Source organism: Ruegeria sp. CDSA241, from assembly GCF_059611265.1.
On record NZ_JBXWPF010000009.1, the window covers coordinates 1 to 23048 of the forward strand.

The following is a 23048-nucleotide window of genomic DNA, read 5'->3' on the forward strand; positions in this document are numbered from 1 at the left end:
CTTCGGTCTCTTGTTTGCCATTCTAGGTCCTCCGTTTCCTATACATAACGGGGGACCAGTTCAGTTGGGGAGGCTCAGCACTGGGTTTTGCCGGTGCTGATCCGGGGATTGAGAAACAAATGCCGCTGCCCATCGGGTGCCGTGTTCGCGCCTGCTATGACGTGTTGTTGGAAGACCTTGAAGAGCATCCAGGCAGTGACGTCATTCATTTCCTGTTGCGCCGCCCAGCTCTGAAAAGCATCGTGCGCCGCATCCAAACCATGAGCAGGCACAAATACGCCGAAATCCGAGCCAACCTTGCGGACCGGAACGTGCGCCCCATGGACCTGTTGCGCTGCAAGCTTGCCTTCTTTGGCGTCAGCAAGTTCGACCCTCGTTCGAAGCTATGGCTACGTAACACAATGTATCAGGGGGCACCGCTGATTGATGACATCGGCCAGACCTATGAAAGCTGGTTCCTGCCACTGAAACCGCAGATTGAGGAGGCACAGGCATGAAAGTATCCCGTAACGAAATGATCACCGCGCTGTCCCGCGCCTACGAAGGAGCCGGGCACGAGATCGGTGACTATGAGGACGCTGGCCAATTGGTCACTTGGTTGCAAATGGCGGGTCTGAGCGGGTTCGACCGTATCAGCCTGCCACCACGGGCCCCCAAGGGTGGAGCGACTCCGCGGTTGGTGTTCGAAAATGGCGACATCGCCGTTCTTGATGCAGGTGGCGCGGATGTCTGCGAGCACGGCTCATTGGCGGCCTATCTGATGCACTCCAAGGCCAACAAGTCGGGCTTTGCGATCATCGAACTGGCCAACTGCCGCTATCCTGGTCTAATCCTGCGAAGCCTGTCGATGGTCGCGCAGTTGGGCGTGTATATCTCAGCCTATCGGAAAGATCAGGTTGGATCACACGGAGCGAGCTTTGAAAGCGGCGCGACTTTCCCGCATTACTGGCGATTGGATAATGCAGATGACAGAAAAGAAATCTCGACCGTCACTATCATCTGCACAAATCAGCCTGCATTGCTGGCGGACGCGGTGACACGTCAGGTGGAGCAACCCGAACTTCAGCGGTTTGAAATTTCGGCGGCGCAGCTAGCAGCCAACTATAACCAAGCTTTGGAACAGGGGATTGAGGTTGACCCCGGCCAATGGGACGCCCTGAACGCCGCCGCTTGGCCCATTCTCGTTCGCTCAGATACGCAATCCCGCTCAGGCGCCGGGCCCATGTGAGGCTTGGGATATGAGCCAGCGCTTGCTCCGTTTGCAAACAAAAAAAATGCCGCCCCGATTGGGGCGGCGTCGGACCGGAACTCGTTCAGCATGTATTCCCGGTGAATCGGCGCTGGGTCGCCAAAGAACCTTTTGACCCTGCGCGCCATGAGCCAGGGGTAGTGCACAGAGCCAAGGTCTGATGTGCGTCAATCCTGCCGGTTATGTTCGCGGTAGCTCGGACATTCTGGCAAGGATGTCCACACCCTGCTGTTTCCAGAAATGCAAAAGGTCGATGAATATCCAGTTCTCGGCCAACTTATCCCCGTCTCGCCGATAGATATCTATCACCCGAAATTCACCGGCTTTGTCAGTTGCAGGCATTCCCATGAACCCGCCAGTTGGACGGGCTGTGAAGTTCGGCCAGCCAAAAAAACCGCCATAGTGACCCTCTGCCAGGCGGCATATGTGTTTGGTTTTCGACCGGTCAGTGAAACCAGCACGGAAAGGGCCTGCATGCTGTTGGGCGTAGCGTTCGATCGTGTAGGTCGCCCCGATCCCGGATGGCCCCCACCAGATCATGTCTTCGGACCATGTGCGCCGTAGTTCGTCCTCAAGGCTGAGGCCGCTGTTCCATTGGCCCAGATCGGAGATCATAGAGTTGATGGCCGCCAGAGTCCGCTCTCCTTCCGCCGCAGGTTGCGGACCGACCATCAGGCCGTCATGGGTCATGGGCCCCGGCTGCACGAGCTGCGCGGCTGTCTGAGGCGGGAACGGCTGCAATCCGGCCTGCATCATGAAATGAGGTATGTCGAAATACATCGCCGTTTCAGTGATTTTTCCGTTTTCGACCTTGTTGAATTCGCAATAGCGCAGAAATGTCATTTTGCCGTTTGGCGAGATACCTAGCCAATCTTTGTCGAACAGCCCCATGAGATGGCCCATTGATACAACCCAGACCGAGGTGAAACCGTCCATCTCGTTTTCTCCGGCCATGAATACGTCCATACGGCGCTGCATTCGGGTCAGGCTTTGTTTCAGCGGAAGCCAGAACTGGGCACCTACGTCACTGGGGCCATGCAGTTCGTCAAAGGGATGGAATCCGCGCCACAGATAGTCATCGGCGCAATATTTCGAGATCACGTCAGGGACCGCTGATTCTTCAGCTCGGCTCAGAGCTTCATAAAGATCCAGAACAATATTTTTCTCGGCTTCGTAAGGCATATTCTTTTCTTTCAGTGCTTTACCAGGAATTGAGCACAGGTTTTCTGTATAGTGAAACGTAGATTTGCAAACGCATGCAAAAAAAGCTTGCCTGATGTTCCATCAGATGTCTATGCTCTTGCAAACGTATGCACGACAAGTGCACATGGGAGGACAGAATGGCCGAAATTCAACTTCGCAGTGTTGGGAAACGTTGGGGATCGTTTGTGGGGGTGGATAATTTCGACCTGACTATTGCCGATAAAGAGTTTCTGGTTCTTCTTGGCCCATCAGGCTGTGGCAAGACGACGACCATGCGCATGATTGCGGGTTTGGAAGACGCCAGCGAGGGCGACATTCTGATAGATGGCGAGCGTGTCAATGACATGGAGCCCAAGGACCGCGATGTTGCCATGGTGTTTCAGTCCTACGCGCTCTATCCGAACATGAATGTTTATGAGAATATCCGGTTCCCGCTGAAGGTGCGCGGCATCGACCCTTCCACACATGACGAAAAAGTGCGCCGCGCTTCGGCCATGGTCGAACTGGATGACTTTCTGCATCGCAAACCGGCAGAGCTGTCGGGCGGCCAGCGTCAGCGCGTCGCTTTGGCCCGCGCCATTGTTCGCGAGCCAAATGTCTTTCTGATGGACGAACCGCTGTCAAACCTTGACGCCAAGCTGCGTGTTTCGACGCGCGCGCAGATCAAGAACCTCAGCCACGAGCTTGCCGTGACCACGATCTACGTGACTCATGACCAGATCGAAGCGATGACTCTTGCAGATCGTGTGGTGATCATGAAGCAGGGTATCGTGCAGCAGGTTGGCTCTCCGACCGATATTTACGATGCACCCGCAAACACTTTTGTGGCCAGCTTTATTGGCAATCCGGCAATGAACCTTATCGATGGTCAGGTTCAGGATGGGGTGTTTCGGGCTCAGAACACTGAGGTGCATGGGCTGAATGCGTCGGACGGCCCGATTACGCTGGGCTTTCGCGCCGAGGACGCCAATGTCGTGGAAAGCGGCGGCGAGATTAACGGGCCCATCTACACGCAGGAGCTTTTGGGCGACAGCACGATGGTCTCGGTTCGGATCGGTGGCGCGCTGGTTTCGGTCAAAGCCGACAAAACCTATCGCGCTGAAATCGATGATCAGGTTTCAATCCATATCCACACCGATCACTGCCACTTGTTTGATGCGCAAACCGGAACGCGTTTGGAGCGCTGAACAGAAAATCCAAACCCGCATTGCCGGGTTTAACGCAGGTGCAGACTTCGAAGATGCACCCATCTACCTAGGGAGGAATACAAATGTTTCTGAAGAAAATTGCATTGGCTGGGTCCTTGGCCGCCTTTGCCGCCAGCGCAGGTTATGCCTGTGAAATTAGCGGGCGCGTGAATATCGTTGGTAACGAATTTGCGGCCATTCAGGCCGTCGCAACCGGCGCGAAAGAATGCACAGGCGCATCGGTCAATTCAAACCTGACCTCCGAGCACCAGACCATCAACGTGGCTGGTCTGTCCGGAAACCCGTCTGAATACACCAGTGCCATCATCGCCAACAGCTCGATCGTGGCGTTGATGAACGAAGATGTTATTCGGCCGCTCAACGATCTGGTGGAACAGCATGGTCAGGACCTGCAGCCAGGTCAGTTGATCAAGATTGGTGATGACATTATGGCCGTGGCGTTCATGGCGAATGCTCAGCACCTGATGTATCGCAAGGACGTGTTGGAACAGGCCGGTGTCGAAGTGCCGACAACCTATGAAGAATTGCTCGAAGCGGCCAAAGCCATTCGCGAGCAGGGCATCATGCAAAACCCGGTTGGCGGCGCCTATGCGTCGGGTTGGAATCTGGCACAGGAATTCAACAACATTTTTCTTGGCTATGGCGGCAGCCACTTCAAAGCCGGAACAGCCGAGCCCAACGTGAATTCTGAGGCTGGTGTCAATGCGCTGAACATGATGAAGGCTTTGTCGGAATACATGAACCCCGACTTCCTGACCCACGATTCCAATGCCACTAATGCCGAATACCGTGCTGGTAACGTTGCAATCATGAATATGTGGGGTTCACGCGCATCGCAGCAAACCACGACCGAAGGCGTGCTTCAGGAAGTGATCGACGGTCATGCGATCGGCGCACCACTGACAGTCGGCGGCGGGTCGACGCCTGCATCGACCCTGTGGTGGGACGGCTGGACCGTCGGCAAGAACATCTCGGATGAAGAAGCCGAGGCTACGTTCATCGCGATGAAACACGGTATCCGTCCTGACATGCTGAACGATGAAACCACGCCGCTGGCGGTATGGTTGATCGAAGGCTACGAGCCTGGTGCGGACGCCGAAGGCGTGTTTGAGGCGGCAAAAATGGGCACACCGCCTTATCCGATGTTGCCTTACATGGGCCTGATGCACAGCGCGCTAGGCAATGAACTTTCAGACTTCATGCAAGGCAAGGAAAGCGCTGAGCAGGCGCTGGCCGATGTCGAAGCCGCATATCGCGCCGCTGCCATCGAACAAGGTTTCCTCCAGTAGGGCCTGACTCGTGCGGGCGTCTGTAAGGGCCGCCCGCACAAACCAATTCACGTGGGGATTGCGACATGCGCCATAAGACCTTCCTGTGGTTCTTCCTGCCCACCGGGCTTGCGATGCTGCTGTTCATCGCGATGCCGATAGTCTCGGTGGTGACCCAATCCATTTTCGCGCCTCATCCGGCCGTTTTGTTAGAGGTCGAAAGCTGCACCCCCCTGATCGGCTGCACGACAGAGACCACGATTGATCAAGAGGCAACAGCCGCCCTTCGCGCCGAGAAACCACTGGGCCGATTTGTCGGATTGGACATTTACCTGGACCGTGGCCACCTGGCGATCCAGGAAATTGGACAGATCTGGGCTGCGAATGAAACCTGGGGCGGTTTCTTCTCAAAGATCGGTAATTTGCCCTTTTACAGGGCAATGGCTTTTACGCTGACCTTCACGTTTGTTGTGACGCCGCTCACAATCATTTTGGGGCTGGTGATTGCGCTGGCAATCAACTCCCTGCACCGAAATCTCAAAGGGCTGCTGATCTTCTTTTCGCTTCTGCCGATGATCGTCACTCCGTTGATTGGCTCGCTTATCCTGTTCTGGATGATTGACAGCCGCGGGGTCATCGGCAACGCCCTAGTATATCTGGCCGGGGATCCGGATTTTAGCCTGAAGGCCTCAACCGGGCTGATGTGGGTGGCGCTGATGGTTTATGGAGTTTGGCACGCCGCTCCATTTGCATTTGTCGTGTTCTATGCGGGGTTGCAAACATTGCCCCAGGATCAAATCGAGGCCGCCCAGATAGACGGGGCAACCCGCTGGCAACAGGTTAAGTTCGTGGTCGTTCCTCATCTCATGCCACTGGTCACATTTGTTGCGTTGATTCAGTTGATGGACAACTTCAAGGTGTTTGAACCGATAATCGGGTTCAGCGCAGGTGCGCACGCACAATCCCTTAGTACATTCATCTTCAACGACTTAGGCGGTGAAACCCGGCAGCTTTCTTCCGCGGCCGCGACCTCTGTGATCACGATAATCGGAGTCGCCATTCTGCTGTCACCGGTGCTTGTCCGCACCTGGCGCGACTTCAAAGGAGCAAGATAATATGGCCAGCCGCGCACAAAGAATGCCTAGAAGTCTCCGGATCGCCACGTCCTTATTTGTGATCCTATGGTTCGTTCTGGCCGCTTTCCCGTTCCTCTGGACGGTCTGGGGTTCGTTCAAGGTAGAGTTGGATTTCTTTTCGATCGCCGACTGGACCAATGCCATCACCGGAGCACGGACCGAAGCCGTCTATGGCTCGCCCTTCACAACCACAGGGTACGAGGGCGCCTGGATACAGGAAGAATTTTGGCGGAATGTTCTCAACACGGGGATCATCTGTTTCTTTGTTGTCACCATCTCGCTCACAATCGGAACGCTGGGGGGCTATGCCCTGTCTCGGTCGACCTACAACTATACGTTCTGGCTATTGATCACGGCACTTATCTTCCGGGCTATGCCCCCGATTACGCTGGTCTCGGGATATTTGCTGCCTTTCTTCGAATGGAACATCTGGGGGATCCTTCCAACCACGATCATCGTGCTTGTGGCGATAAACCAGCCGTTCACTCTGTGGATGCTGCATTCTTTCTTTAAGAACATCCCAAGCGAGCTGGATGAAAGTGCCAAGGTCGACGGATGCAACCAGTTCCAGGCATTTCGTCGGGTGATCATTCCGGTGATGTGGCCAGGGGTGATCACCACCGGGCTGTTCTCGTTCCTGCTGGCCTATAACGATTTTGCCGTCGGGGCGATGCTTCTGTCCGAAAGTAACCGCACGATGGTGCCTGCCATTGCCGCGTTTCTTGGTACAACGCAGACCGAAGGTAACGTGATGTTCGCGGTTGCGGCTGTGGTTTCAGCCACAGTTCCACTGTTCATTCTGGTCATGTTCTTCCAGCGACAGATTGTGGGCGGTCTGACGGCCGGGGCTGTGAAAGGCTAACTCTGATGGGACGCACTCATCCTCAGTCCGTATCTGCCCATGCGCATACTGCCAGACTGAATGTGGCTGCGCGCAGGACCCGGCGGCCGGGACGAATTCCATTTGCTTTGATGCGCGCGGGACCTTGCGGGGCGCTTCTCCGAACACGCCCCGAACAGACCCCATTGAGACAGAGAAGATGAAAAACCTCGACCGTAAACCCTTTCTGAGATTCACCGAAGCACAACGCCATCCTGGCAACTTCCGGCCGGCATTTGACGCTTTCTTCGCCCCCGGTGCACATGTCAACGTGGTGCATCCCTTCAATGAGGTCGCGGGCGGCCTCGGGCTGCACGATCACGTCATCGCCCCGCTCGCCGCTGCCTTCGACGGGCTTTTTCGGCGCGATGACATCGTCATGGCCGGCGAATTTGACGGGCAGGACTGGATCAGCGCCACCGGCTATTTCGTTGGTCGGTTCTCGCGCGACTGGCTTGGCATCCGGGCCACAGGCGAGCTTGCCTATCTGCGCTTTGGCGAGTTCCACCGGATGCAGGACGGCAAGGCGGTGGAAAGCTATATCTTCCTCGATATTCCAGAGCTGATGCTGGCCGCTGGACAATGGCCGATCCCCGACAGCCCGGGCAAGACCCGCGGCTTCACCGGCATGATTCAGGGCCCTGCCAGCCATGATGGCATCTTGACCACTCCGCAGGATCCTGCCGAGGGTGCCAAGAGCTATCATATGGTCACAGAAATGCTGGCCGGGCTTGCTACCGAGAACGAGGCTTGGCGCCCCTACTGGCATGACAACATGGTCTGGTACGGCCCCGGCGCCTTCGGTTCTTTCGTCGGGATCGAGAGTTTTGCCAGCTTCCAGGTGCCTTTCGAAGCCACCTTTGAAGGCTGGTCCGGCGGCACTGCGGGCAACGGTATGACGGCGCATTTCACCCGCTATGGCGAAGGTAACTACGTATGCTCGGGCGGTTGGCCCTCGTTAACTGGCGTCCAGGTGAAACCTTTCCTCGGCCAGTCCGCAAGTGGCAAACGCGTCTTCATGCGGGTCTGCGACTGGTGGCGCCGCGAGGACGATCTGCTGGTCGAAAACTGGGTTTTTGTCGATGTCCCGCATGTGCTGTTGCAACTGGGCTATGACCTCTTTGCTGAAATCGCCGAGCAGGCTGCATGAGCTGCTCTGCCAGACATAACGCCGTTGCGCGCCATCCGGCGCTCAACCGGATGCCAAGGGATTTTCTGACGGCGGATTAATCCTCGCCCTCCACACAGAAGACCCCTTGGTAACCATAAAAGGAAGAGAAACATGAAGGGCTCCCGCCCCGAACAGGCCGTGCTGACACGTGACACGGACATGAGCAAAACCGACGAGACCCGCGCCGTGATCGAGGGGATGGTCGATGGTTTGAACGACCACCGTATCGAAGACATCGGCGAATTCTTCGCCGAAGGGTTCCGCTGGCTTGGCAACCAGGGTTGCGGCACCAAGACGGGCCTGAAGGAATTCCAGGAAAACTGGCAACGCCCGTTCCAGGCTGCGTTTTCCGACAAGACCTGCATCGACGAGGCCCGGCTTTATATGGGCGAGTGGGCGGCAGCTTTTGGCCGCCAGGAAGCAACCCATTCTGGCGAATTTCTGGGGATTGCGCCCACCGGCAAGCGCGTCGAGATCCGTTACATGGATTTCTGGAAAGTTGTCGACGGCAAGATCGTCGACAACTGGGTGAATGTCGATTTTGCCCATGTCGCCTCGCAGCTTGGAGTCGATCTGTTCCAGGGCAAAGGGTGGGAAACATTTGACCGGGGAGAAGAAATTCCGCCCCGGCCCGAAAATTGAGGATTAGGACAATGGCTATCGAATATCTGAAAAGCGGCAAACCCGAGGCCGACCGGGCCGAAGATGACGCCAAAACCCGCACTGTCGTTGAAGCGACGCTGAAAGACATCGAAACTCGCGGTGATGCGGCGGTGCGCGATCTGTCGGAAAAGTTTGACAATTACTCGCCGGAAAGTTTCCGCCTGAGCCAGGAACAGATCGACGAGCTGATTGCCTCATTGACCGAACGCGAGCTCGCCGACATCAAGTTCGCTCAGAAACAGGTGATAAACTTCGCCCAGGCGCAGCGCGACTCAATGCTGGATATCGAGGTTGAAACCTTGCCGGGGGTCATCCTCGGCCACAAGAACATCCCGGTGCAGTCTGTTGGCTGTTATGTTCCTGGCGGTAAATTCCCGATGGTTGCGTCGGCGCATATGTCGGTTGCGACCGCTAAAGTGGCCGGTGTGCCTCGCATCATCGCCTGTACGCCACCGTTTCAGGGCAAGCCCAATGCGGCCGTGATCGCTGCCATGTATCTGGGTGGGGCGCATGAGATCTATGTCATGGGTGGTATCCAAGCGATTGGTGCCATGGCGATCGGTACGGAAACCATTGATCCGGTCCACATGCTGGTCGGCCCCGGGAATGCCTTTGTGGCAGAAGCCAAACGGCAGCTCTTTGGTCGCGTTGGCATCGACCTTTTTGCGGGCCCGACCGAGACGATGGTCATTGCCGACGAAACCGCTGCCGATGCCGAACTTTGTGCGACCGACTTGTTGGGGCAGGCCGAGCATGGCTACAACAGCCCCTGTGTTCTGGTCACCAACTCGCGCAAGTTGGCCGAAGAAACGCTGAGCGAGATCGACCGTATCCTCGGTATCCTGCCTACCGCCGGAACCGCAAAAGTCAGCTGGGAGGAGTATGGGGAAGTCATTGTCTGCGACACTTATGGCGAAATGCTGCAAGTTGCCGATGATATCGCCTCTGAGCATGTGCAGGTGATGACCGACCGTGACGACTGGTTCCTGGAAAACATGACCAGCTATGGCGCGCTGTTTCTTGGGGCGCGGACCAATGTTGCAAACGGTGATAAGGTGATCGGCACGAACCACACGCTGCCGACCAAAAAGGCCGGACGTTATACCGGCGGCTTGTGGGTCGGCAAGTTCATGAAAACTCACAGCTACCAGAAGGTTGTTACTGACGAGGCTGCGGCAATGATCGGCGAATACGGCTCACGCCTGTGTATGCTGGAAGGCTTTGTCGGCCATGCCGAGCAATGCAATATTCGCGTCCGGCGTTATGGGGGCATCAACGTACCTTACGGCGAAGGTGCGGCTTATCGCGAGGCTGCAGACGCGTCCTCATAAGAGTGAGGTCATTGCTGCAGAACTTGCGCTTGGGGTTTGCCCGGGCACCACGGGTTTTGAAAGAAAAGCAGATAACACAATGCGAGATTTCGCAATGGACACACATTCTACCCATAAGGCCCTGATCGCGCCATTGCGCGAAGCCATGTATAACTTTGACGAAACCGGCGTCCGAGCTGCACTGCAGGCGGTGATTGCGCCCGATGCCGTCATCCACATGCCCCATCCATTCGGCGACCTGACCGGGCCGCAGGAACTCTATGATGCCTGCTACACACCGCTTTTGAAATCCATGCCCGATCTGGAACGCCGGGATTGGATTGTGATGGGCGGGCCGACGCAACATGGTGATGATTGGGTCTGCTGTGGCGGCCACTACGTAGGCACCTTCGTCGCCCCTTGGTTGGACATCCCGCCGACCGGGCATCTGACCCATATGCGGTTCCACGAATTCTACCGCTTTGAAAATCGCAAAGTTGTCGAAATCCAGGCACTCTGGGACATTCCCGAAGTGATGATGCAGGCGAAGGCCTGGCCGATGGCCCCGTCTTTGGGGCAGGAGTTCTGTATTCCCGGCCCGGCGACGCTGGACGGTATCGTGCGGGGCCCCTGGGATGAGGCAAAATCGAAGGCCTCCTGCGACCATATCGTTTCCATGCTTGAACATCTGGAAAAGCATCCCAGTCAGGGTGGCCCCGAAGTGATGGAGATGGAAAGGTTCTGGCATCCGCGCATGAACTGGTACGGCCCCGCTGGGATCGGCACCGGGCGCGGCATTGCAGGGTTTCGCAACTGGCACCAGATCCCTTTCCTGGGTGGCATGCCGGACCGAGGCAAATACGCCGACGAGATCACCTTTCATTTCTTTGGTGACGGTGATTATGCAGCTGTTACCGGCTGGCCGGACATGATCCAGACCATCACTCATGACGGCTGGATGGGTATCGCCCCTTCTGGCCAGCGCATCACTATGAGATCGTTGGATTTCTGGCGATTGGAAGATGGCCTGATCCGGGAGAACTGGGTGTTGGTCGACCTGCTGGACGTGTACCGGCAACTGGGCGTAGATGTCTTTGCCCGCCTGCGCGAATTCAACAAAGCGCGTGTCGCAGGTGAAATTCCATACCCAGTCGGCGAGGTCTGATATGCTCAATTTTCCCAGTACCCCTAGTTTCAGTCTAGGCGGCAAACGTGCGCTAGTCGCCGGGGCATCGTCGGGCATAGGTCTGGCCTGCGCCGTAGCGCTGGCAGAGCATGGGGCCGAGGTCACATTGTCGGCGCGCCGCGCAAGTGCGCTACAAGAGATAGCCGATCAGATGACTGCCAGGGGATGGTCTGCCAAGGTGCTTGAGATGGATGTCACCGATGTCGCAGGAACTGCCGCGGCTGTCGCCGAAAACGGGCCGTTTGACATCCTTTTGAACTCGGCAGGGTTTGCACGTCATAGCAAGGCGGTCGAAACGGTGCCCGAAGATTTTGACTTGGTCATGAACGTCAATGTCCGGGGGGCCTATTTCCTAACCCAAGCCGTTGCCAAAGGGTTGCTTGAAGCCGGGCGTCCCGGATCGCTGATAAATATCTCAAGCCAGATGGGCCATGTCGGCGGGCAGGAACGCGCGGTCTATTGCGCCTCCAAGTTTGCGGTCGAGGGCTTTACCAAGGCGATGGCGCTGGAATTCGGGCCCGCAAAGATCCGTGTCAACACGATTTGCCCGACTTTCATCCTGACGGATTTGTCCCGGCCTACATTCGAAGACCCGACCAAACGGGCCTGGATTTTGGACAAGATCAAGCTGGGCCGCCCGGGAGAGATTGAGGATATTATGGGCGCGGTAGTGTACCTGGCATCAGAGGCGTCGGCTTTGGTTACAGGAACAGCAATGTTGGTGGACGGAGGCTGGACGGCAGACTGATGGTTACTCAGAAGGTTACATCGTTGGACGTTGCCCGGCTGGCCGGGGTCAGCCAATCCGCCGTTAGCCGGGTCTTTACGCCTGGTGCATCGGCCTCGCAAAAAACGGTCGCGAAAGTGCGCAAGGCAGCGGATGAACTGGGATATCGGCCAAATTTTCTGGCCCGTGCGGTGGTCTCGGGCAAAAGCCGGATCATTGGACTTGTGGTCGCCTATCTGAACAATCAGTTCTATCCTGAAGCGTTGGAAAAGCTGACAAACAAGTTGCAAGAGCGCGGCTACCACGTGCTGGTCTTCATGGCGTCGCATCAGGCCGGCAACATAGACAACGTGATCGAAGAAATACTGGATTTTCAGGTTGATGGGATTATCGCGGCTTCGGTGGCTTTGTCGTCGGATCTGTCGGATCGTTGTCTGGCTGCCGGTGTGCCGATGGTGCTGTTTAACCGGGTTCAGGACGACCCGGCCATGTCGGCGGTCACCTCGGACAATATCGCGGGTGGGCGCAAGGCTGCCGAATTCCTTTTGGCCGGGGGGCATAAAAAGATCGGGTACATCGCCGGTTGGGAAGGCGCGTCGACCCAGCGTGACCGCGAAGCAGGTTTCAGGGCCGCCTTGCACGATGCGGGGGCGGAACTGCATGCGCGCGGTGTTGGGAACTTCACCAGCGAACAGTCGCGGGCGGCAACGCTGGAGATGTTTGCCTCGGACCCGCCCGACGCCGTTTTTGTGGCCAATGACCACATGGCCATTGCAGTGATGGACACCCTCAGATTCGAGTTGGGCCTAAGGATTCCCGAAGATGTTTCGGTTGTCGGATATGACGATGTGGCCGTTGCGGCATGGCCAACCTATAGCCTGACCACTGTACGACAGCCTGCAAACCGTATGGTTGCCGAAACCGTGGACATTTTGCTGAGCAAAATCGAAGGGCCCGATGTTGGTCCGCACCGATTGGAAATAGATGGACCGCTGATTGTTCGCGGTTCTGCACGTATACCTGAAGGATGGAAGACATGAAGGGATTTGACCCGAAATTCAAAGATTTTCCTGACTATATTATTGGGATCACAAAAGAAATCTGGGAAGATCGGGGCATTGCCACGCTGCACCATTACTATGCGCCCGATATCGTAGTTCGATCCCCGGGGTCAGTTGTCGTTGGCAATCAGGGCGTCATTGCCGCTACCATGGCAACGCTTGCCGAGTTCCCCGACCGCACATTGCTGGGTGAGGATGTGATTTGGTCAGGCACACCGGAAAATGGCATGCTGTCCTCGCACAGGCTTTTGTCGACTGCGACCCATCTGGGCGACGGTGTCTATGGGAAGGCTACCGGGAAAAAGCTGGTCTACCGTATCCTTGCTGACTGTCACGCCATCAACAACCAGATCAACGATGAATGGCTGATCCGCGACCAGGGTGCGATTGTCCAACAGATGGGTTGGGACCCAAAAGAATATGCCCGCGATCTGATCGCCCGCGAAGGCGGCCCAGAGGCTTGCGCCCAGCCTTACACGCCGGCGAATGATCAGCCTGGACCTTACAAAGGGCGTGGTAATGACAATGAATGGGGTCAGAAATACGCCGACATTCTGAACCGGGTCATGTCTGCAGACCTGAGCGTGATCAGTGCCGAGTATGACCGCGCCGTGCAATCGGAATATCCGCGCGGCACGACTGGTCACAGCTGGGCTCCGGTCGATCGCTTTTGGATGGGACTTCGCGCCTCTTTCCCGAATGCCGAGTTCAAAATTCAACATCAGATCGGTCGCGATGACCCAATGATGCCGCCTCGCGCCGCGATCCGCTGGTCGCTGCATGGCAAGCATGATGGATGGGGTGTGTTCGGCACACCGACGGGGGCCGAGGTCTTTGTGCTGGGTATCAGCCACGCCGAATTCGGCCCCTGGGGCCTGCGCCGTGAATACACTCTGTTTGATGAAACGTCGGTCTGGAAACAGATCCTGTTGAAAACCGGTGATCTGTAAAATGTCGCATCGTCTCTCAAATCTGGAGGCTGGGCAGGCCCTGCGGCGTTTTCACGCCCACCGGGCCAGCCTGCGTGCCCGGCGACTGAACAACCGCCCGCCTGGTTTCGGAGTTTGACCGCAGCGAACTCCAACCAAAAGGAAGACTGAAATGAGTACCATCCAAAGCCGCATCGTCCGTTATGGCGAATTGAAACCCTGTAAAACCGCGTTCATCGACGCCCATACCCCGGGGTCAGATCAAAAGGAAAACTTCACCATCATCGGCGGGGGCGTATCTGAAAGCCCCGACCAGCATGTCCACATCACCGACAAGATTGGTTTCAACATCGGTGCCGCAGGCCAACCGCCGAGATGCCGGAACTCTCTGCATAGCCACACCACGGCCGAAGTGTTCTTTGTCGCCAAAGGCCGTTGGCGGTTCTTCTGGGGCAGATACGGATCGGCTGGTGAGTTCATTGCCGAAGAAGGAGACATCTTCAACATCCCGACCGGTATCTTCCGCGGGTTTGAAAATGTGGGGCAGGACTATGGGATGATCATGGCGGTCCTTGGTGGTGACGATGCCGGGGGCGGGGTCACCTGGGCGCCGCAGGTTATTCAGGATGCGCAGGCCCATGGCTTGATGCTGGGAAACAATGGGGTTCTTTACGACAGCAAAAAAGGGGAAACGCTGCCGCATAACGTACAGCCCATGCCCTTGCTGACTGAAGAGCAGTTGAAAGCCTATCCCGAGGTCCCCGTCGAAAATGTGATTGGCAATTACGTGGCCCGCTATTGGGATTTGATGGCGCTGTCATCAAACAAGCCTGCCGTTGTGATCGGTGAAAACGGCCTGATCAAAGACAAGCCGGGTTTCGAGGTTGATTTCCTTGGTCGCGGCTCGTGCGTGTCTGATCCGGTCAAAGCCGAAAAGCCTGTGGTCTTGATGCCGGCCAGTGGCCACTGGCGGATTACGATTGAGGATGTCGAAACAACCCTGACAAATGGGGATACCGCACTGGTTCTGCCCGGCGAAAGCTATGGCGTCACGCCTTCGATGACCGGTGACGCGGGGCTCTATCGCGTTACCGCAACCGAAGATCCGGCCGGTACAACTTGGACAGGTGCATGAAACAAACTGCGCTGCCTTCCGGGCGGCGCAGATTAGACTTGCAGAGGGAGAAGAAGGAATGACCCGCATTTCAACCACACATGTAGGGAGCCTTCCGCGTAGTCAGGAGGTCGTGGATTTCATCTTTGCGCGCGAGCGTGCAGAGCCATTTGACGCGGCTGCGTTTGATGCCTGTATGACCTCGGCCGTGTCCGAGACAGTGCGCAAACAGGTCGAAGCCGGGGTCGATATCGTATCAGATGGCGAGACGTCGAAGATCTCATACGCCACCTATGTCAAAGACCGCTATACCGGCTTTGACGGGGACAGCCCGCGCAACGCGCCAGCGGATCTGAAGATGTTTCCCGGCTTCCTGAAACGCCTGGCTGATGATGGCGGTACGCCACAATATGCGCGCCCAATGTGTGTGGGTGCGGTGCGGTCAAAAGGGCAAGGTGAACTGCAAAAAGACATCGACAACCTCAAGGCCGCCATGGCCACGCATGATGTCGAGCGTGGTTTTATGAACGCGGCCAGCCCGGGTGTCATCTCGCTGTTTCTGCAAAATGATTTCTACCCCACGCGTGAAGCCTATCTGGCTGCACTCGCCGATGCGATGAAGCAAGAGTACGAAACCATTGTGGGGGCCGGTCTGGACCTACAGCTGGATTGCCCCGACCTGGCCCTGTCTCGCCATATGCTGTTCTCTGACCTTTCGGACGAAGAATTTGTCAAGATCGCCAATTTGCATGTTGAGGCCCTGAACTACGCATTGCAGGACGTTCCCGCTGACAAGGTGCGCGTCCATATTTGCTGGGGCAATTACGAAGGACCGCATTGTTGCGACATTGGAATGGACAAAGTGTTCGGCACGCTGATGTCGACCAAATCCCGCTATGTCCTGTTCGAAACCTCGAACCCCCGTCATGCGCATGAATGGACGGTGTTCCGTGACCGCAAAGCCGAAATACCAGAGGACAAAGTGCTTGTACCTGGCGTTGTCGACACCACGACAAATTTTGTCGAACATCCGGAACTGGTCGCCCAACGTATTGAACGGTTTTCGAATATTGTCGGCCGCGAAAGAGTGATCGCGGGCTCGGATTGCGGATTTGGCACTTTTGCCGGATTTGGTGCGGTTGATCCTGATATCGCCTTTGCCAAGCTTGGTTCTCTGGCCGACGGGGCTGCATTGGTCACATGAAGCCACTTGTAATGTTGCCCGGCATGATGTGCGATGCCCGGCTTTTTGCCCCGCAGATCGCGGCGCTTTCGAGCAGCAATCCTGTCCTCTATGCGCCGATTGGGGGGCATGACACGGTGCAGGCTTTGGCCGCCGAAGTGTTGTCTTATGCGCCCCCGCGCTTTGTCCTTGCGGGTCTGTCCATGGGTGGCATCGTTGCGATGGAAATAATCCGGCAGCAACCGCAGCGCGTCGTCAGCGTGGCGCTGATGGATACCAACCACATGGCCGAACGGGATGACGTCAAAGCCAGGCGTGGTCCACAAATCGCCTCTGTGTCCAGTGGGGGCTTGGGCCGGGTCATGGCCGAGGAGATGAAACCAAACTACCTGACCGATGGCCCGAACCGCGAGGCAATTCTGAACCTGTGCATGGATATGGCCTTGGGTCTTGGATCGGATGTTTTTATTAACCAGTCCAAAGCACTGCGAGATCGCCCCGACCAAAGCGATACCTTGCGCGGTTATACCGGGCAGGCCCTGATCCTGTGCGGGAAAGATGATGCTCTGTGCCCGGTTTCGCGACACGCCTTGATGCATGAACTTCTCACGAATAGCCGTTTCGAGGTCATCGAGCAGGCGGGGCATTTGCCTACACTTGAACAACCCGAACGGACGACAGCGGCTCTGTGCCGTTGGCTGGAGGCACTATGAAAAAACCCTTGCTGGATCTTTTGAAATCCGTCGACACCCCCACCGTCTGCAATGCGATTGAAGTGGCGCAAGGCAAGCGTGGGTTCGACAATTTCACGCGGGGCACAATGCTGTGCTCGGATCCCGATGCGGGGGCAATGGTCGGTTATGCCAGAACGGCAAAGATCGCGGCGGTGAACCCTCCTGACGACCCTCCCGAAGTGATCCGTCAGCGCCGGATGGATTACTACCGGCATATGGCAACGGGCACAGGCCCGGCTGTCACGGTTGTCGAAGATCTGGATTTCCCGGACTGCATCGGTGCTTACTGGGGTGAGATCAATACCACGGTCCACAAAGGGTTTGGCATCAGCGGTGCGTTGACCAACGGCGTGATGCGGGATCTGGGCGATTTGCCGGATGGGTTTCCGGTTGTGGCGGGCTCGGTCGGTCCAAGCCACGGGTTCGTGCATGTCAAAGAGGTGGGCACTCCGGTTACCATCTTCAGCCTCTCGATCAAGGACGGGGACCTGGTGCATGCGGACCGGCACGGCGCTTTGGTGATCCCGCCCGAAGTGGTGGACAGCCTGGAACAGGCGATCCGCAAATTGCTTGAAACCGAAAAGCTTATTCTTGGCCCAGCACGCGCGTCAGAGTTCGATTTTGAGGCCTTTGAACAAGCATGGGCGGCGTTCGAAGCCTCGCGCACGTAAATGCGGCAACAACCGCGCGGCCCAGCCATAGACTAACCCGGCAGCGAGCCGATGTGATCCTGAATTGGCCCGTCACTAGCGATGGCGATTGTGTCGGAAATCACGGCTGGATCACACCCATCTCATGCCCAAATCCGACAGATGCCTTTGAACCCGTCCAGGATAGTCCGAGACGATGGCATCGACACCCAGATCAATCATCCTGCTGATATCCGCCGGTTCATTGACCGTCCATACGGCTACGCAAAGCCCAAGTTCTTTGGCAAGCGCGACGTCCTCAGAAATCACATCTGCGAAATACGGACACCAAAGCGCGCCGCCCGCTTGCTTGACCATTTGCGGGATTTTTTCGCTTTGGCCTCGAAAGTCCGGACAAACGGCCTTGGAGGAATCCTCGCCAAGGTCATCGGCATTTTCGGGAAGCTGCGTCAGGTAAGATGACGGCATGTCAGGTGCCTGCCGCTGACAGACTTCCAACAGGGTCCAGTCAAAGCTGTGCAGCAACACGCGATCGGATAGGCCAGCAGCCCGAACCTGCTGTACCACGCGTTCGACAAAGCGGTCCAGATAGGCCGCGTCATGGGCCAGATCCGGATCAGATTTCAGTTCGAGCATCAGATTGGCTTTGCCGTATTCCGGCCGATTGATCAGATCCAGCAGGTCCTGCAGCTTTGGCACGCGAACGCCGTCCAGTTGGGCCTGATCGGGGAACCGTCGACCATAATCCGAGTGTCCGTCCAAGCGCCCGATTTCGAACTGTTGAATCTGGTCGAAGGACAGGGACGAGACTTTGGGTTCTTTTCCGGTCAAAAACTGACCGCTGGCATCCCGAAAGGTCGGCGCGTGCAGCCGATGGTTATGGGTTATGACAGGTACATCATCCGCCGTCAGCACCACGTCAAACTCAAGAAGTGGAACCCCGATGGACAGCGTAAAATCGAAACCGATCATGCTGTTTTCGGGCAGGACGCCGCGTGCCCCCCGGTGCCCTACTACACGGATCAGGTTTTTACCGCCGCGAAACGCCTCGACCTGAGGGAAAGGCATCAGCCCTCGAGCCTTATGCCAGAGGTAGGGTCAAACAGATGCATATGCTCTGGCGCAACAGAAAAACGCATATTGGGATGACGGCCTTCGATCGGATGAACACCCGGAAGGCTGATCGTGATTGCCGCGCCAGAGCCTGACACCTGACCGTGCAGCAAAGTATTCGCCCCCAGCGGTTCGGATATCTGAACTACGACATCAAAGGGCCCGTTTTCATCAAAGAACAGATGCTCTGGCCGTATGCCCAATTTGAACGGGCCATCGGGCCCGCCTGATGGGCCAATCTCGGTATCGTTGATCCTGATCTTTCCGCCCTGTCGCTCTGCATCAAAGGTATTCATCGCCGGGCTGCCGATGAATTGCGCAGCGAACAGCGTCCGCGGCGTCTCATAGACCTCAAGCGGGGTGCCGATCTGTTCGGCAACACCACCGTTCATCACGATCATTCTGTCGGCCATGGTCATGGCCTCGACCTGATCATGGGTCACGTATAGCGAGGTGATCCCCAGCTTTTCTTGCAGTTCGCGGATTTCCAGGCGCATCTGGACACGCAGCTTTGCATCCAGGTTTGAGAGCGGCTCATCAAACAGGAACACGGCAGGTTCACGGACAATAGCGCGGCCCATGGCAACCCTTTGGCGTTGACCGCCTGAAAGCTGACGGGGCTTGCGGTCAAGCAGCGGCTCAAGCTGCAACAGCTTAGCGGCCTCGGTCACCTTCTGGTCAATCTGAGCCTTGGGCAATCCGGCGATTTTCAGACCATAGCCCATGTTCTGGCGTACCGACATATGGGGGTACAGAGCATAGTTCTGGAACACCATTGCAATGTCCCGGTCCATCGGCTCCTTGTCATTGGCGCGCTCTTCGCCAATCCGGATTTCGCCGGATGTCACAGTCTCAAGCCCGGCCACCATCCGCAGCAAAGTGGATTTGCCGCAGCCGGAGGGGCCCACGATCACGATAAACTCGCCATCCGCGATATCGACGTCGATGCCATGAATGACGTCCGTCGGGCCAAAGCTCTTTTTGACGTTCTCAAGGGATACTGTTGCCATTTCTTATTTCTCGCTATCGACAAGGCCGCGGACAAAAAGCTTTTGCATCGACACCACCACAAGGACCGGTGGGATCATTGCCAGGATCGAGGTCGCCATGATCGTCGGCCAATGGGCAAAATCATCGCCCGAGGGGAACATCTGTTTGATGCCCATCACGATGGTGTTCATCTCGGGGTCGGTCGTGATCAGCAGCGGCCAGAGATATTGATTCCACCCATAGATGAACAGGATCACGAACAGGGCCGCGATGTTGGTTCGGCTCATCGGGATCACGATATCAACGAAGAACCGCATCGGGCGGGCGCCATCCACCCGCGCGGCCTCGGCCAGTTCGTCCGGGATGGTCAGAAAGAACTGGCGGAACAGGAACGTGGCAGTGGCCGAGGCGATCAGCGGAAAGATCAGCCCCGAATAGCTGTTGAGCATACCAAACCCGGCCACCACCTCGAAGGTAGGGACAATCCGCACCTCAACCGGCAGCATCAGGGTCAGGAAGATCAGCCAGAAAAACGTGTTCCGCCCGGGAAAGCGGAAGTAGACGATGGCAAAGGCTGACAGGAGCGAGATGACGATCTTGCCCATGGCAATGCCAATCGCCATCACCAGGCTGTTGAACAGCATCGTTGCGACCGGGACGTTCACGCCTGAGAACAGGGCCGCCTTGTAATTCACCCAGAACTGATCACCTGGCACAACCGGCATCGGGGGCGAGATTATGTCGGCCTGAGTAACGGTCGAGGCCACAAAGGCCAGCCAGATCGGGAAGAAGATGACCAGAACGCCAAGGATCATAAACGCATGGGTCAGCCACAGGCCCGCACCACGTTTCTCGACCATTCCATGTTGTTGGGCCGCCATCAGTAATGCACCCTCTTCTCAACATATTTGAACTGGATCACTGTCAGCAGGCCGACAACCACCAGCAGGATGACCGACTGGGCCGAAGACGACCCCAGATCTTGACCCACAAACCCATCGGAAAAGACTTTGTAGACCAGGATGGTTGTGGCTTGTTGCGGACCCCCTCCGGTGATCGTGTGGATCACGCCGAAAGTTTCAAAGAAGGCATAGACAATGTTCACGACCAGCAGGAAGAACGCAGTCGGCGACAAAAGCGGCAGTACGATGGTAAAGAACCGGCGCCAAAAATGGGCCCCATCAATCGCCGCCGCTTCGATGACCGAGCGGGGCACGGATTGCAGCGCCGCAAAGAAGAACAAAAAGTTATAGCTGATGCGTCCCCAGGCCGAGGCGACAACGACCAGCCCCATGGCCTCGGCATCGTTCAGGACGTGGTTCCAGTCATAGCCGAGCTGGCCCAGATACCATGCGACCACACCAACGCGGGTGTTGAACATGAACAGCCACAGCACACCCGCCACCGCGGGGGCAACGGCGTAGGGCCAGATCAACAAGGTCCGATACACGCCCGAGCCCTTGATCAGTCGATCTGCGATGACTGCCAGGAACAAGGCCGGGATCATCGAGCACAGGGTCACAAGCGTAGAAAACACCGCCGTCGTCACGAATGAGGCGCGGTAGTATTTATCGCTCAGCAGGAATTCGAAATTGCCCAAGCCCACGAACTGAGAAGACAACCCGAACGGGTCGGGAATGAACAACGATTGCCAAACGGCCTGACCAGCAGGATAGAAAAAGAAGACGGCGGAAATGATGACCTGCGGGGCGATCAGCGCAAGCGGCAGCAGCCAGCCGCGAAAAATGACGCGTTTTTCCATTCTATTGGCCCACCAGAGTAGAATGCGGGCCCAACGAGGCCCGCATCAGATTACGACTTATTGATTGGCGGATTCGAACCGGCGCAGCAGCGCGTCGCCGCGTTCCTTCGCACTGTCCATCGCCTCTTGGGCGGTCTTTTCACCGGCCCAGATGGCCTCAAGCTCTTCGTCGATGATGCCACGGATCTGGTCGAACGATCCCAGACGCAGACCTTTCGAGTTTGCCGTCGGCTCTTTCGCGGTCATCTGGATGACGGCGATGTCAGTGCCCGGGTTTTCGTCATAGAAACCAGACGCTCGGGTCGCCTCACCTGCCTCGGTAGTGATGGGCAGATAGCCGGTGTTCTGGTGCCAGGCCGCCTGAACGTCAGACGAGGACAGGAAGCTGAGGAACTCGCCGACGCCTTTGTATTCATCGGCCTCGTGACCTTCCATGACCCACAGTGAGGCACCACCGATGATGGTGTTTTGCGGCTCGGCCGTGACAGCTTCCCAATAGGGCAGCGGGCGCACGTCGAAATCAAACTCGGCTTCGGCTTTGATCCCGGCGTATCCCGCCGAGCTTTCGGTGAACAGGGCGCATTCGCCGGACCGGAAGTTCGCGCCACCTTCGTTGCGGCGGCCCGTGTAGATGAACTTGCCGTCTTTGGCCCAGTCACCCATCGCGGTCAAGTGTGCAACCTGGGCCGGACCGTTCAACATCAGCTCAGTATCCAGACCGGCAAAGCCGTTATCCTGCGAGGCGAAGGGGACGTCGTGATAGGCTGACAGGTTCTCAAGATGAATCCAGCTTTGCCATGCAGTGACCAACGGGCAATCTTCACCACCGGCCTTGAGCTGCTCCAGCGTTTCCCCGACCTTTTCCCAGGTCGACAGATCGGTGTCAGGATCAACGCCCGCCGCTTCGAACGCGTTACGATTGACCCAAAGAACCGGCGTGGAAGAGTTGAAGGGCAGGGACAGCATGTCGCCATCCGTGGTCGTGTAGTAACCTTTGACAGAACCGATATAGGCGTCCGGATCAAATGACGCACCGCTTTCGGCCATCACCTCATAGACCGGTTTGATCGCGCCTTGGGCCGACATCATAGTTGCGGTGCCAACCTCGAATACCATCAGGATCTGCGGTTGTTCACCGGCGCGGAAGGCGGCGATGCCTGCATTCAGGGTTTCCGAATAGTTGCCCTTGTGGCTTTCAACCACGACATATTCATCCTGGCTGGCGTTGAATTCTTCAACCTGAGCTTTCACAAGCTCACCCAGGCGGCCGGTAAAGGCATGCCAGAACTGAACTTCGGTTTGCGCCATTGCCGCGATCGGGGACAAGGCTGTTGATACGGCAAGAGCGCCAAGCAATTTCGTTTTCATGATTCCTCCCATGCATCAAAGGCGATGCTTCGTTGAATACCGAGCGCTACGCGTAATCGGCACACATGACGATTTCACGACGTTAACGTTACAGAAATATAATTCAAGCCTGATTTTCTGGCAAAAAATATAATACGATGTTA

Annotated in this window: 23 protein-coding genes; 17 read left to right on the forward strand and 6 right to left on the reverse strand. The window is 56.8% G+C overall.

The features are described 5' to 3' along the window. Window positions 1-119 precede the first annotated feature (119 nt). Window positions 120-497 carry a hypothetical protein gene (locus AC2FJV_RS09750; protein WP_282027217.1) on the forward strand — a complete coding sequence of 126 codons (378 nt, stop codon included), beginning with the start codon at window positions 120-122 and terminating at the stop codon, window positions 495-497. Further along, entirely contained in the window at window positions 494-1228 is a 735-nt protein-coding gene (locus AC2FJV_RS09755; RefSeq protein WP_496713551.1) for a DUF3726 domain-containing protein, read from the forward strand. The genes AC2FJV_RS09750 and AC2FJV_RS09755 overlap by 4 nt, the downstream gene beginning before the upstream one ends. A 201-nt stretch (window positions 1229-1429) precedes the next feature. Here the strand turns inward: AC2FJV_RS09755 and AC2FJV_RS09760 are convergent, their stop codons facing one another. Then, on the reverse strand, window positions 1430-2431 hold the full coding sequence (locus AC2FJV_RS09760; protein ID WP_142639932.1) for an ester cyclase: 1002 nt from the start codon (window positions 2429-2431) through the stop codon (window positions 1430-1432). A gap of 158 nt (window positions 2432-2589) precedes the next feature. Between AC2FJV_RS09760 and AC2FJV_RS09765 the strand changes: the two genes are divergently transcribed. From AC2FJV_RS09765 to AC2FJV_RS09835, 15 genes are all read left to right on the forward strand, one after another. Then, window positions 2590-3639 (forward strand): ABC transporter ATP-binding protein, encoded by a 1050-nt coding sequence (locus AC2FJV_RS09765; RefSeq protein WP_142639930.1) that lies wholly within the window; start codon window positions 2590-2592, stop codon window positions 3637-3639. Between the two features lie 83 nt (window positions 3640-3722). After that, window positions 3723-4949 carry an ABC transporter substrate-binding protein gene (locus AC2FJV_RS09770; protein ID WP_496713553.1) on the forward strand — a complete coding sequence of 409 codons (1227 nt, stop codon included), beginning with the start codon at window positions 3723-3725 and terminating at the stop codon, window positions 4947-4949. A 65-nt stretch (window positions 4950-5014) separates the two neighbouring features. Then, on the forward strand, window positions 5015-6043 hold the full coding sequence (locus AC2FJV_RS09775) for a carbohydrate ABC transporter permease (protein ID WP_142639926.1): 1029 nt from the start codon (window positions 5015-5017) through the stop codon (window positions 6041-6043). A 1-nt stretch (window position 6044) separates the two neighbouring features. Continuing rightward, on the forward strand, window positions 6045-6926 hold the full coding sequence (locus AC2FJV_RS09780; RefSeq protein ID WP_496676806.1) for a carbohydrate ABC transporter permease: 882 nt from the start codon (window positions 6045-6047) through the stop codon (window positions 6924-6926). A gap of 178 nt (window positions 6927-7104) precedes the next feature. Beyond that, window positions 7105-8094, forward strand: a complete 990-nt coding sequence (locus AC2FJV_RS09785; RefSeq protein ID WP_496676809.1) for a nuclear transport factor 2 family protein — start codon at window positions 7105-7107, stop codon at window positions 8092-8094. Window positions 8095-8226: 132 nt separating this feature from the next. After that, window positions 8227-8757, forward strand: a complete 531-nt coding sequence (locus tag AC2FJV_RS09790) for an ester cyclase (RefSeq protein ID WP_142639920.1) — start codon at window positions 8227-8229, stop codon at window positions 8755-8757. Between the two features lie 11 nt (window positions 8758-8768). Then, on the forward strand, window positions 8769-10109 hold the full coding sequence (gene hisD, locus AC2FJV_RS09795) for a histidinol dehydrogenase (protein WP_496713555.1): 1341 nt from the start codon (window positions 8769-8771) through the stop codon (window positions 10107-10109). A 79-nt stretch (window positions 10110-10188) separates the two neighbouring features. After that, complete coding sequence (locus AC2FJV_RS09800; protein WP_496713557.1) at window positions 10189-11253, forward strand: ester cyclase; 1065 nt, start codon at window positions 10189-10191, stop codon at window positions 11251-11253. Window position 11254: 1 nt separating this feature from the next. Continuing rightward, window positions 11255-12022 carry an SDR family NAD(P)-dependent oxidoreductase gene (locus AC2FJV_RS09805; protein WP_496713559.1) on the forward strand — a complete coding sequence of 256 codons (768 nt, stop codon included), beginning with the start codon at window positions 11255-11257 and terminating at the stop codon, window positions 12020-12022. Then, window positions 12022-13041 (forward strand): LacI family DNA-binding transcriptional regulator, encoded by a 1020-nt coding sequence (locus AC2FJV_RS09810; RefSeq protein WP_142639914.1) that lies wholly within the window; start codon window positions 12022-12024, stop codon window positions 13039-13041. The genes AC2FJV_RS09805 and AC2FJV_RS09810 overlap by 1 nt, the downstream gene beginning before the upstream one ends. Continuing rightward, a complete protein-coding gene (locus tag AC2FJV_RS09815) occupies window positions 13038-14012 on the forward strand; it encodes a nuclear transport factor 2 family protein (protein ID WP_281972844.1) in 975 nt (324 codons plus the stop codon). Before AC2FJV_RS09810 ends, AC2FJV_RS09815 begins: the two co-directional genes overlap by 4 nt. Window positions 14013-14163: 151 nt before the next feature. Beyond that, on the forward strand, window positions 14164-15126 hold the full coding sequence (locus AC2FJV_RS09820; RefSeq protein ID WP_281972845.1) for a cupin domain-containing protein: 963 nt from the start codon (window positions 14164-14166) through the stop codon (window positions 15124-15126). 58 nt (window positions 15127-15184) lie between these two features. Next, window positions 15185-16309, forward strand: coding sequence for a cobalamin-independent methionine synthase II family protein (locus AC2FJV_RS09825; RefSeq protein WP_496713561.1), 1125 nt, complete (start codon window positions 15185-15187; stop codon window positions 16307-16309). Further along, a complete protein-coding gene (locus AC2FJV_RS09830) occupies window positions 16306-17001 on the forward strand; it encodes an alpha/beta fold hydrolase (RefSeq protein ID WP_496693800.1) in 696 nt (231 codons plus the stop codon). The genes AC2FJV_RS09825 and AC2FJV_RS09830 overlap by 4 nt, the downstream gene beginning before the upstream one ends. Next, a complete protein-coding gene (locus AC2FJV_RS09835) occupies window positions 16998-17693 on the forward strand; it encodes an RraA family protein (protein WP_496693799.1) in 696 nt (231 codons plus the stop codon). The genes AC2FJV_RS09830 and AC2FJV_RS09835 overlap by 4 nt, the downstream gene beginning before the upstream one ends. 111 nt (window positions 17694-17804) lie before the next feature. On the opposite strand, the gene AC2FJV_RS09840 is transcribed toward AC2FJV_RS09835, so the two are convergent. Genes AC2FJV_RS09840 through ugpB form a run of 5 tightly spaced genes read right to left on the reverse strand, consistent with a single transcriptional unit; the run spans window position 17805 to window position 22905 of the window. Further along, window positions 17805-18740 carry a glycerophosphodiester phosphodiesterase family protein gene (locus AC2FJV_RS09840; RefSeq protein WP_496689194.1) on the reverse strand — a complete coding sequence of 312 codons (936 nt, stop codon included), beginning with the start codon at window positions 18738-18740 and terminating at the stop codon, window positions 17805-17807. Next, window positions 18740-19795, reverse strand: coding sequence for a sn-glycerol-3-phosphate ABC transporter ATP-binding protein UgpC (gene ugpC, locus AC2FJV_RS09845; protein WP_496713563.1), 1056 nt, complete (start codon window positions 19793-19795; stop codon window positions 18740-18742). Before ugpC ends, AC2FJV_RS09840 begins: the two co-directional genes overlap by 1 nt. Before the next feature lie 3 nt (window positions 19796-19798). Beyond that, window positions 19799-20635 (reverse strand): sn-glycerol-3-phosphate ABC transporter permease UgpE, encoded by an 837-nt coding sequence (gene ugpE, locus AC2FJV_RS09850; protein ID WP_496713659.1) that lies wholly within the window; start codon window positions 20633-20635, stop codon window positions 19799-19801. A 20-nt stretch (window positions 20636-20655) separates the two neighbouring features. Then, on the reverse strand, window positions 20656-21537 hold the full coding sequence (gene ugpA / locus AC2FJV_RS09855; protein ID WP_142639899.1) for a sn-glycerol-3-phosphate ABC transporter permease UgpA: 882 nt from the start codon (window positions 21535-21537) through the stop codon (window positions 20656-20658). A gap of 57 nt (window positions 21538-21594) precedes the next feature. Next, the gene (gene ugpB, locus AC2FJV_RS09860) at window positions 21595-22905 is read right to left on the reverse strand and encodes a sn-glycerol-3-phosphate ABC transporter substrate-binding protein UgpB (RefSeq protein WP_271949090.1); all 1311 of its coding nucleotides are present in this window, start codon (window positions 22903-22905) and stop codon (window positions 21595-21597) included. Window positions 22906-23048: the final 143 nt, after the last annotated feature.

Excerpts from the sequence above, each read along its gene's own strand:
- ugpE (WP_496713659.1), bottom strand. The coding sequence starts at position 20,635 with ATGGTCGAGAAACGTGGTGCGGGCCTGTGGCTGACCCATGCGTTTATG.
- AC2FJV_RS09765 (WP_142639930.1), top strand. The coding sequence starts at position 2,590 with ATGGCCGAAATTCAACTTCGCAGTGTTGGGAAACGTTGGGGATCGTTT.
- ugpB (WP_271949090.1), bottom strand. The coding sequence starts at position 22,905 with ATGAAAACGAAATTGCTTGGCGCTCTTGCCGTATCAACAGCCTTGTCC.
- AC2FJV_RS09755 (WP_496713551.1), top strand. The coding sequence starts at position 494 with ATGAAAGTATCCCGTAACGAAATGATCACCGCGCTGTCCCGCGCCTAC.
- AC2FJV_RS09835 (WP_496693799.1), top strand. The coding sequence starts at position 16,998 with ATGAAAAAACCCTTGCTGGATCTTTTGAAATCCGTCGACACCCCCACC.
- AC2FJV_RS09800 (WP_496713557.1), top strand. The coding sequence starts at position 10,189 with ATGCGAGATTTCGCAATGGACACACATTCTACCCATAAGGCCCTGATC.
- AC2FJV_RS09780 (WP_496676806.1), top strand. The coding sequence starts at position 6,045 with ATGGCCAGCCGCGCACAAAGAATGCCTAGAAGTCTCCGGATCGCCACG.
- AC2FJV_RS09830 (WP_496693800.1), top strand. The coding sequence starts at position 16,306 with ATGAAGCCACTTGTAATGTTGCCCGGCATGATGTGCGATGCCCGGCTT.
- AC2FJV_RS09785 (WP_496676809.1), top strand. The coding sequence starts at position 7,105 with ATGAAAAACCTCGACCGTAAACCCTTTCTGAGATTCACCGAAGCACAA.
- AC2FJV_RS09770 (WP_496713553.1), top strand. The coding sequence starts at position 3,723 with ATGTTTCTGAAGAAAATTGCATTGGCTGGGTCCTTGGCCGCCTTTGCC.
- AC2FJV_RS09775 (WP_142639926.1), top strand. The coding sequence starts at position 5,015 with ATGCGCCATAAGACCTTCCTGTGGTTCTTCCTGCCCACCGGGCTTGCG.
- hisD (WP_496713555.1), top strand. The coding sequence starts at position 8,769 with ATGGCTATCGAATATCTGAAAAGCGGCAAACCCGAGGCCGACCGGGCC.
- AC2FJV_RS09825 (WP_496713561.1), top strand. The coding sequence starts at position 15,185 with ATGACCCGCATTTCAACCACACATGTAGGGAGCCTTCCGCGTAGTCAG.
- ugpA (WP_142639899.1), bottom strand. The coding sequence starts at position 21,537 with ATGGAAAAACGCGTCATTTTTCGCGGCTGGCTGCTGCCGCTTGCGCTG.
- AC2FJV_RS09750 (WP_282027217.1), top strand. The coding sequence starts at position 120 with ATGCCGCTGCCCATCGGGTGCCGTGTTCGCGCCTGCTATGACGTGTTG.
- AC2FJV_RS09820 (WP_281972845.1), top strand. The coding sequence starts at position 14,164 with ATGAGTACCATCCAAAGCCGCATCGTCCGTTATGGCGAATTGAAACCC.
- AC2FJV_RS09760 (WP_142639932.1), bottom strand. The coding sequence starts at position 2,431 with ATGCCTTACGAAGCCGAGAAAAATATTGTTCTGGATCTTTATGAAGCT.
- AC2FJV_RS09815 (WP_281972844.1), top strand. The coding sequence starts at position 13,038 with ATGAAGGGATTTGACCCGAAATTCAAAGATTTTCCTGACTATATTATT.
- AC2FJV_RS09790 (WP_142639920.1), top strand. The coding sequence starts at position 8,227 with ATGAAGGGCTCCCGCCCCGAACAGGCCGTGCTGACACGTGACACGGAC.
- AC2FJV_RS09840 (WP_496689194.1), bottom strand. The coding sequence starts at position 18,740 with ATGCCTTTCCCTCAGGTCGAGGCGTTTCGCGGCGGTAAAAACCTGATC.
- AC2FJV_RS09805 (WP_496713559.1), top strand. The coding sequence starts at position 11,255 with ATGCTCAATTTTCCCAGTACCCCTAGTTTCAGTCTAGGCGGCAAACGT.
- AC2FJV_RS09810 (WP_142639914.1), top strand. The coding sequence starts at position 12,022 with ATGGTTACTCAGAAGGTTACATCGTTGGACGTTGCCCGGCTGGCCGGG.
- ugpC (WP_496713563.1), bottom strand. The coding sequence starts at position 19,795 with ATGGCAACAGTATCCCTTGAGAACGTCAAAAAGAGCTTTGGCCCGACG.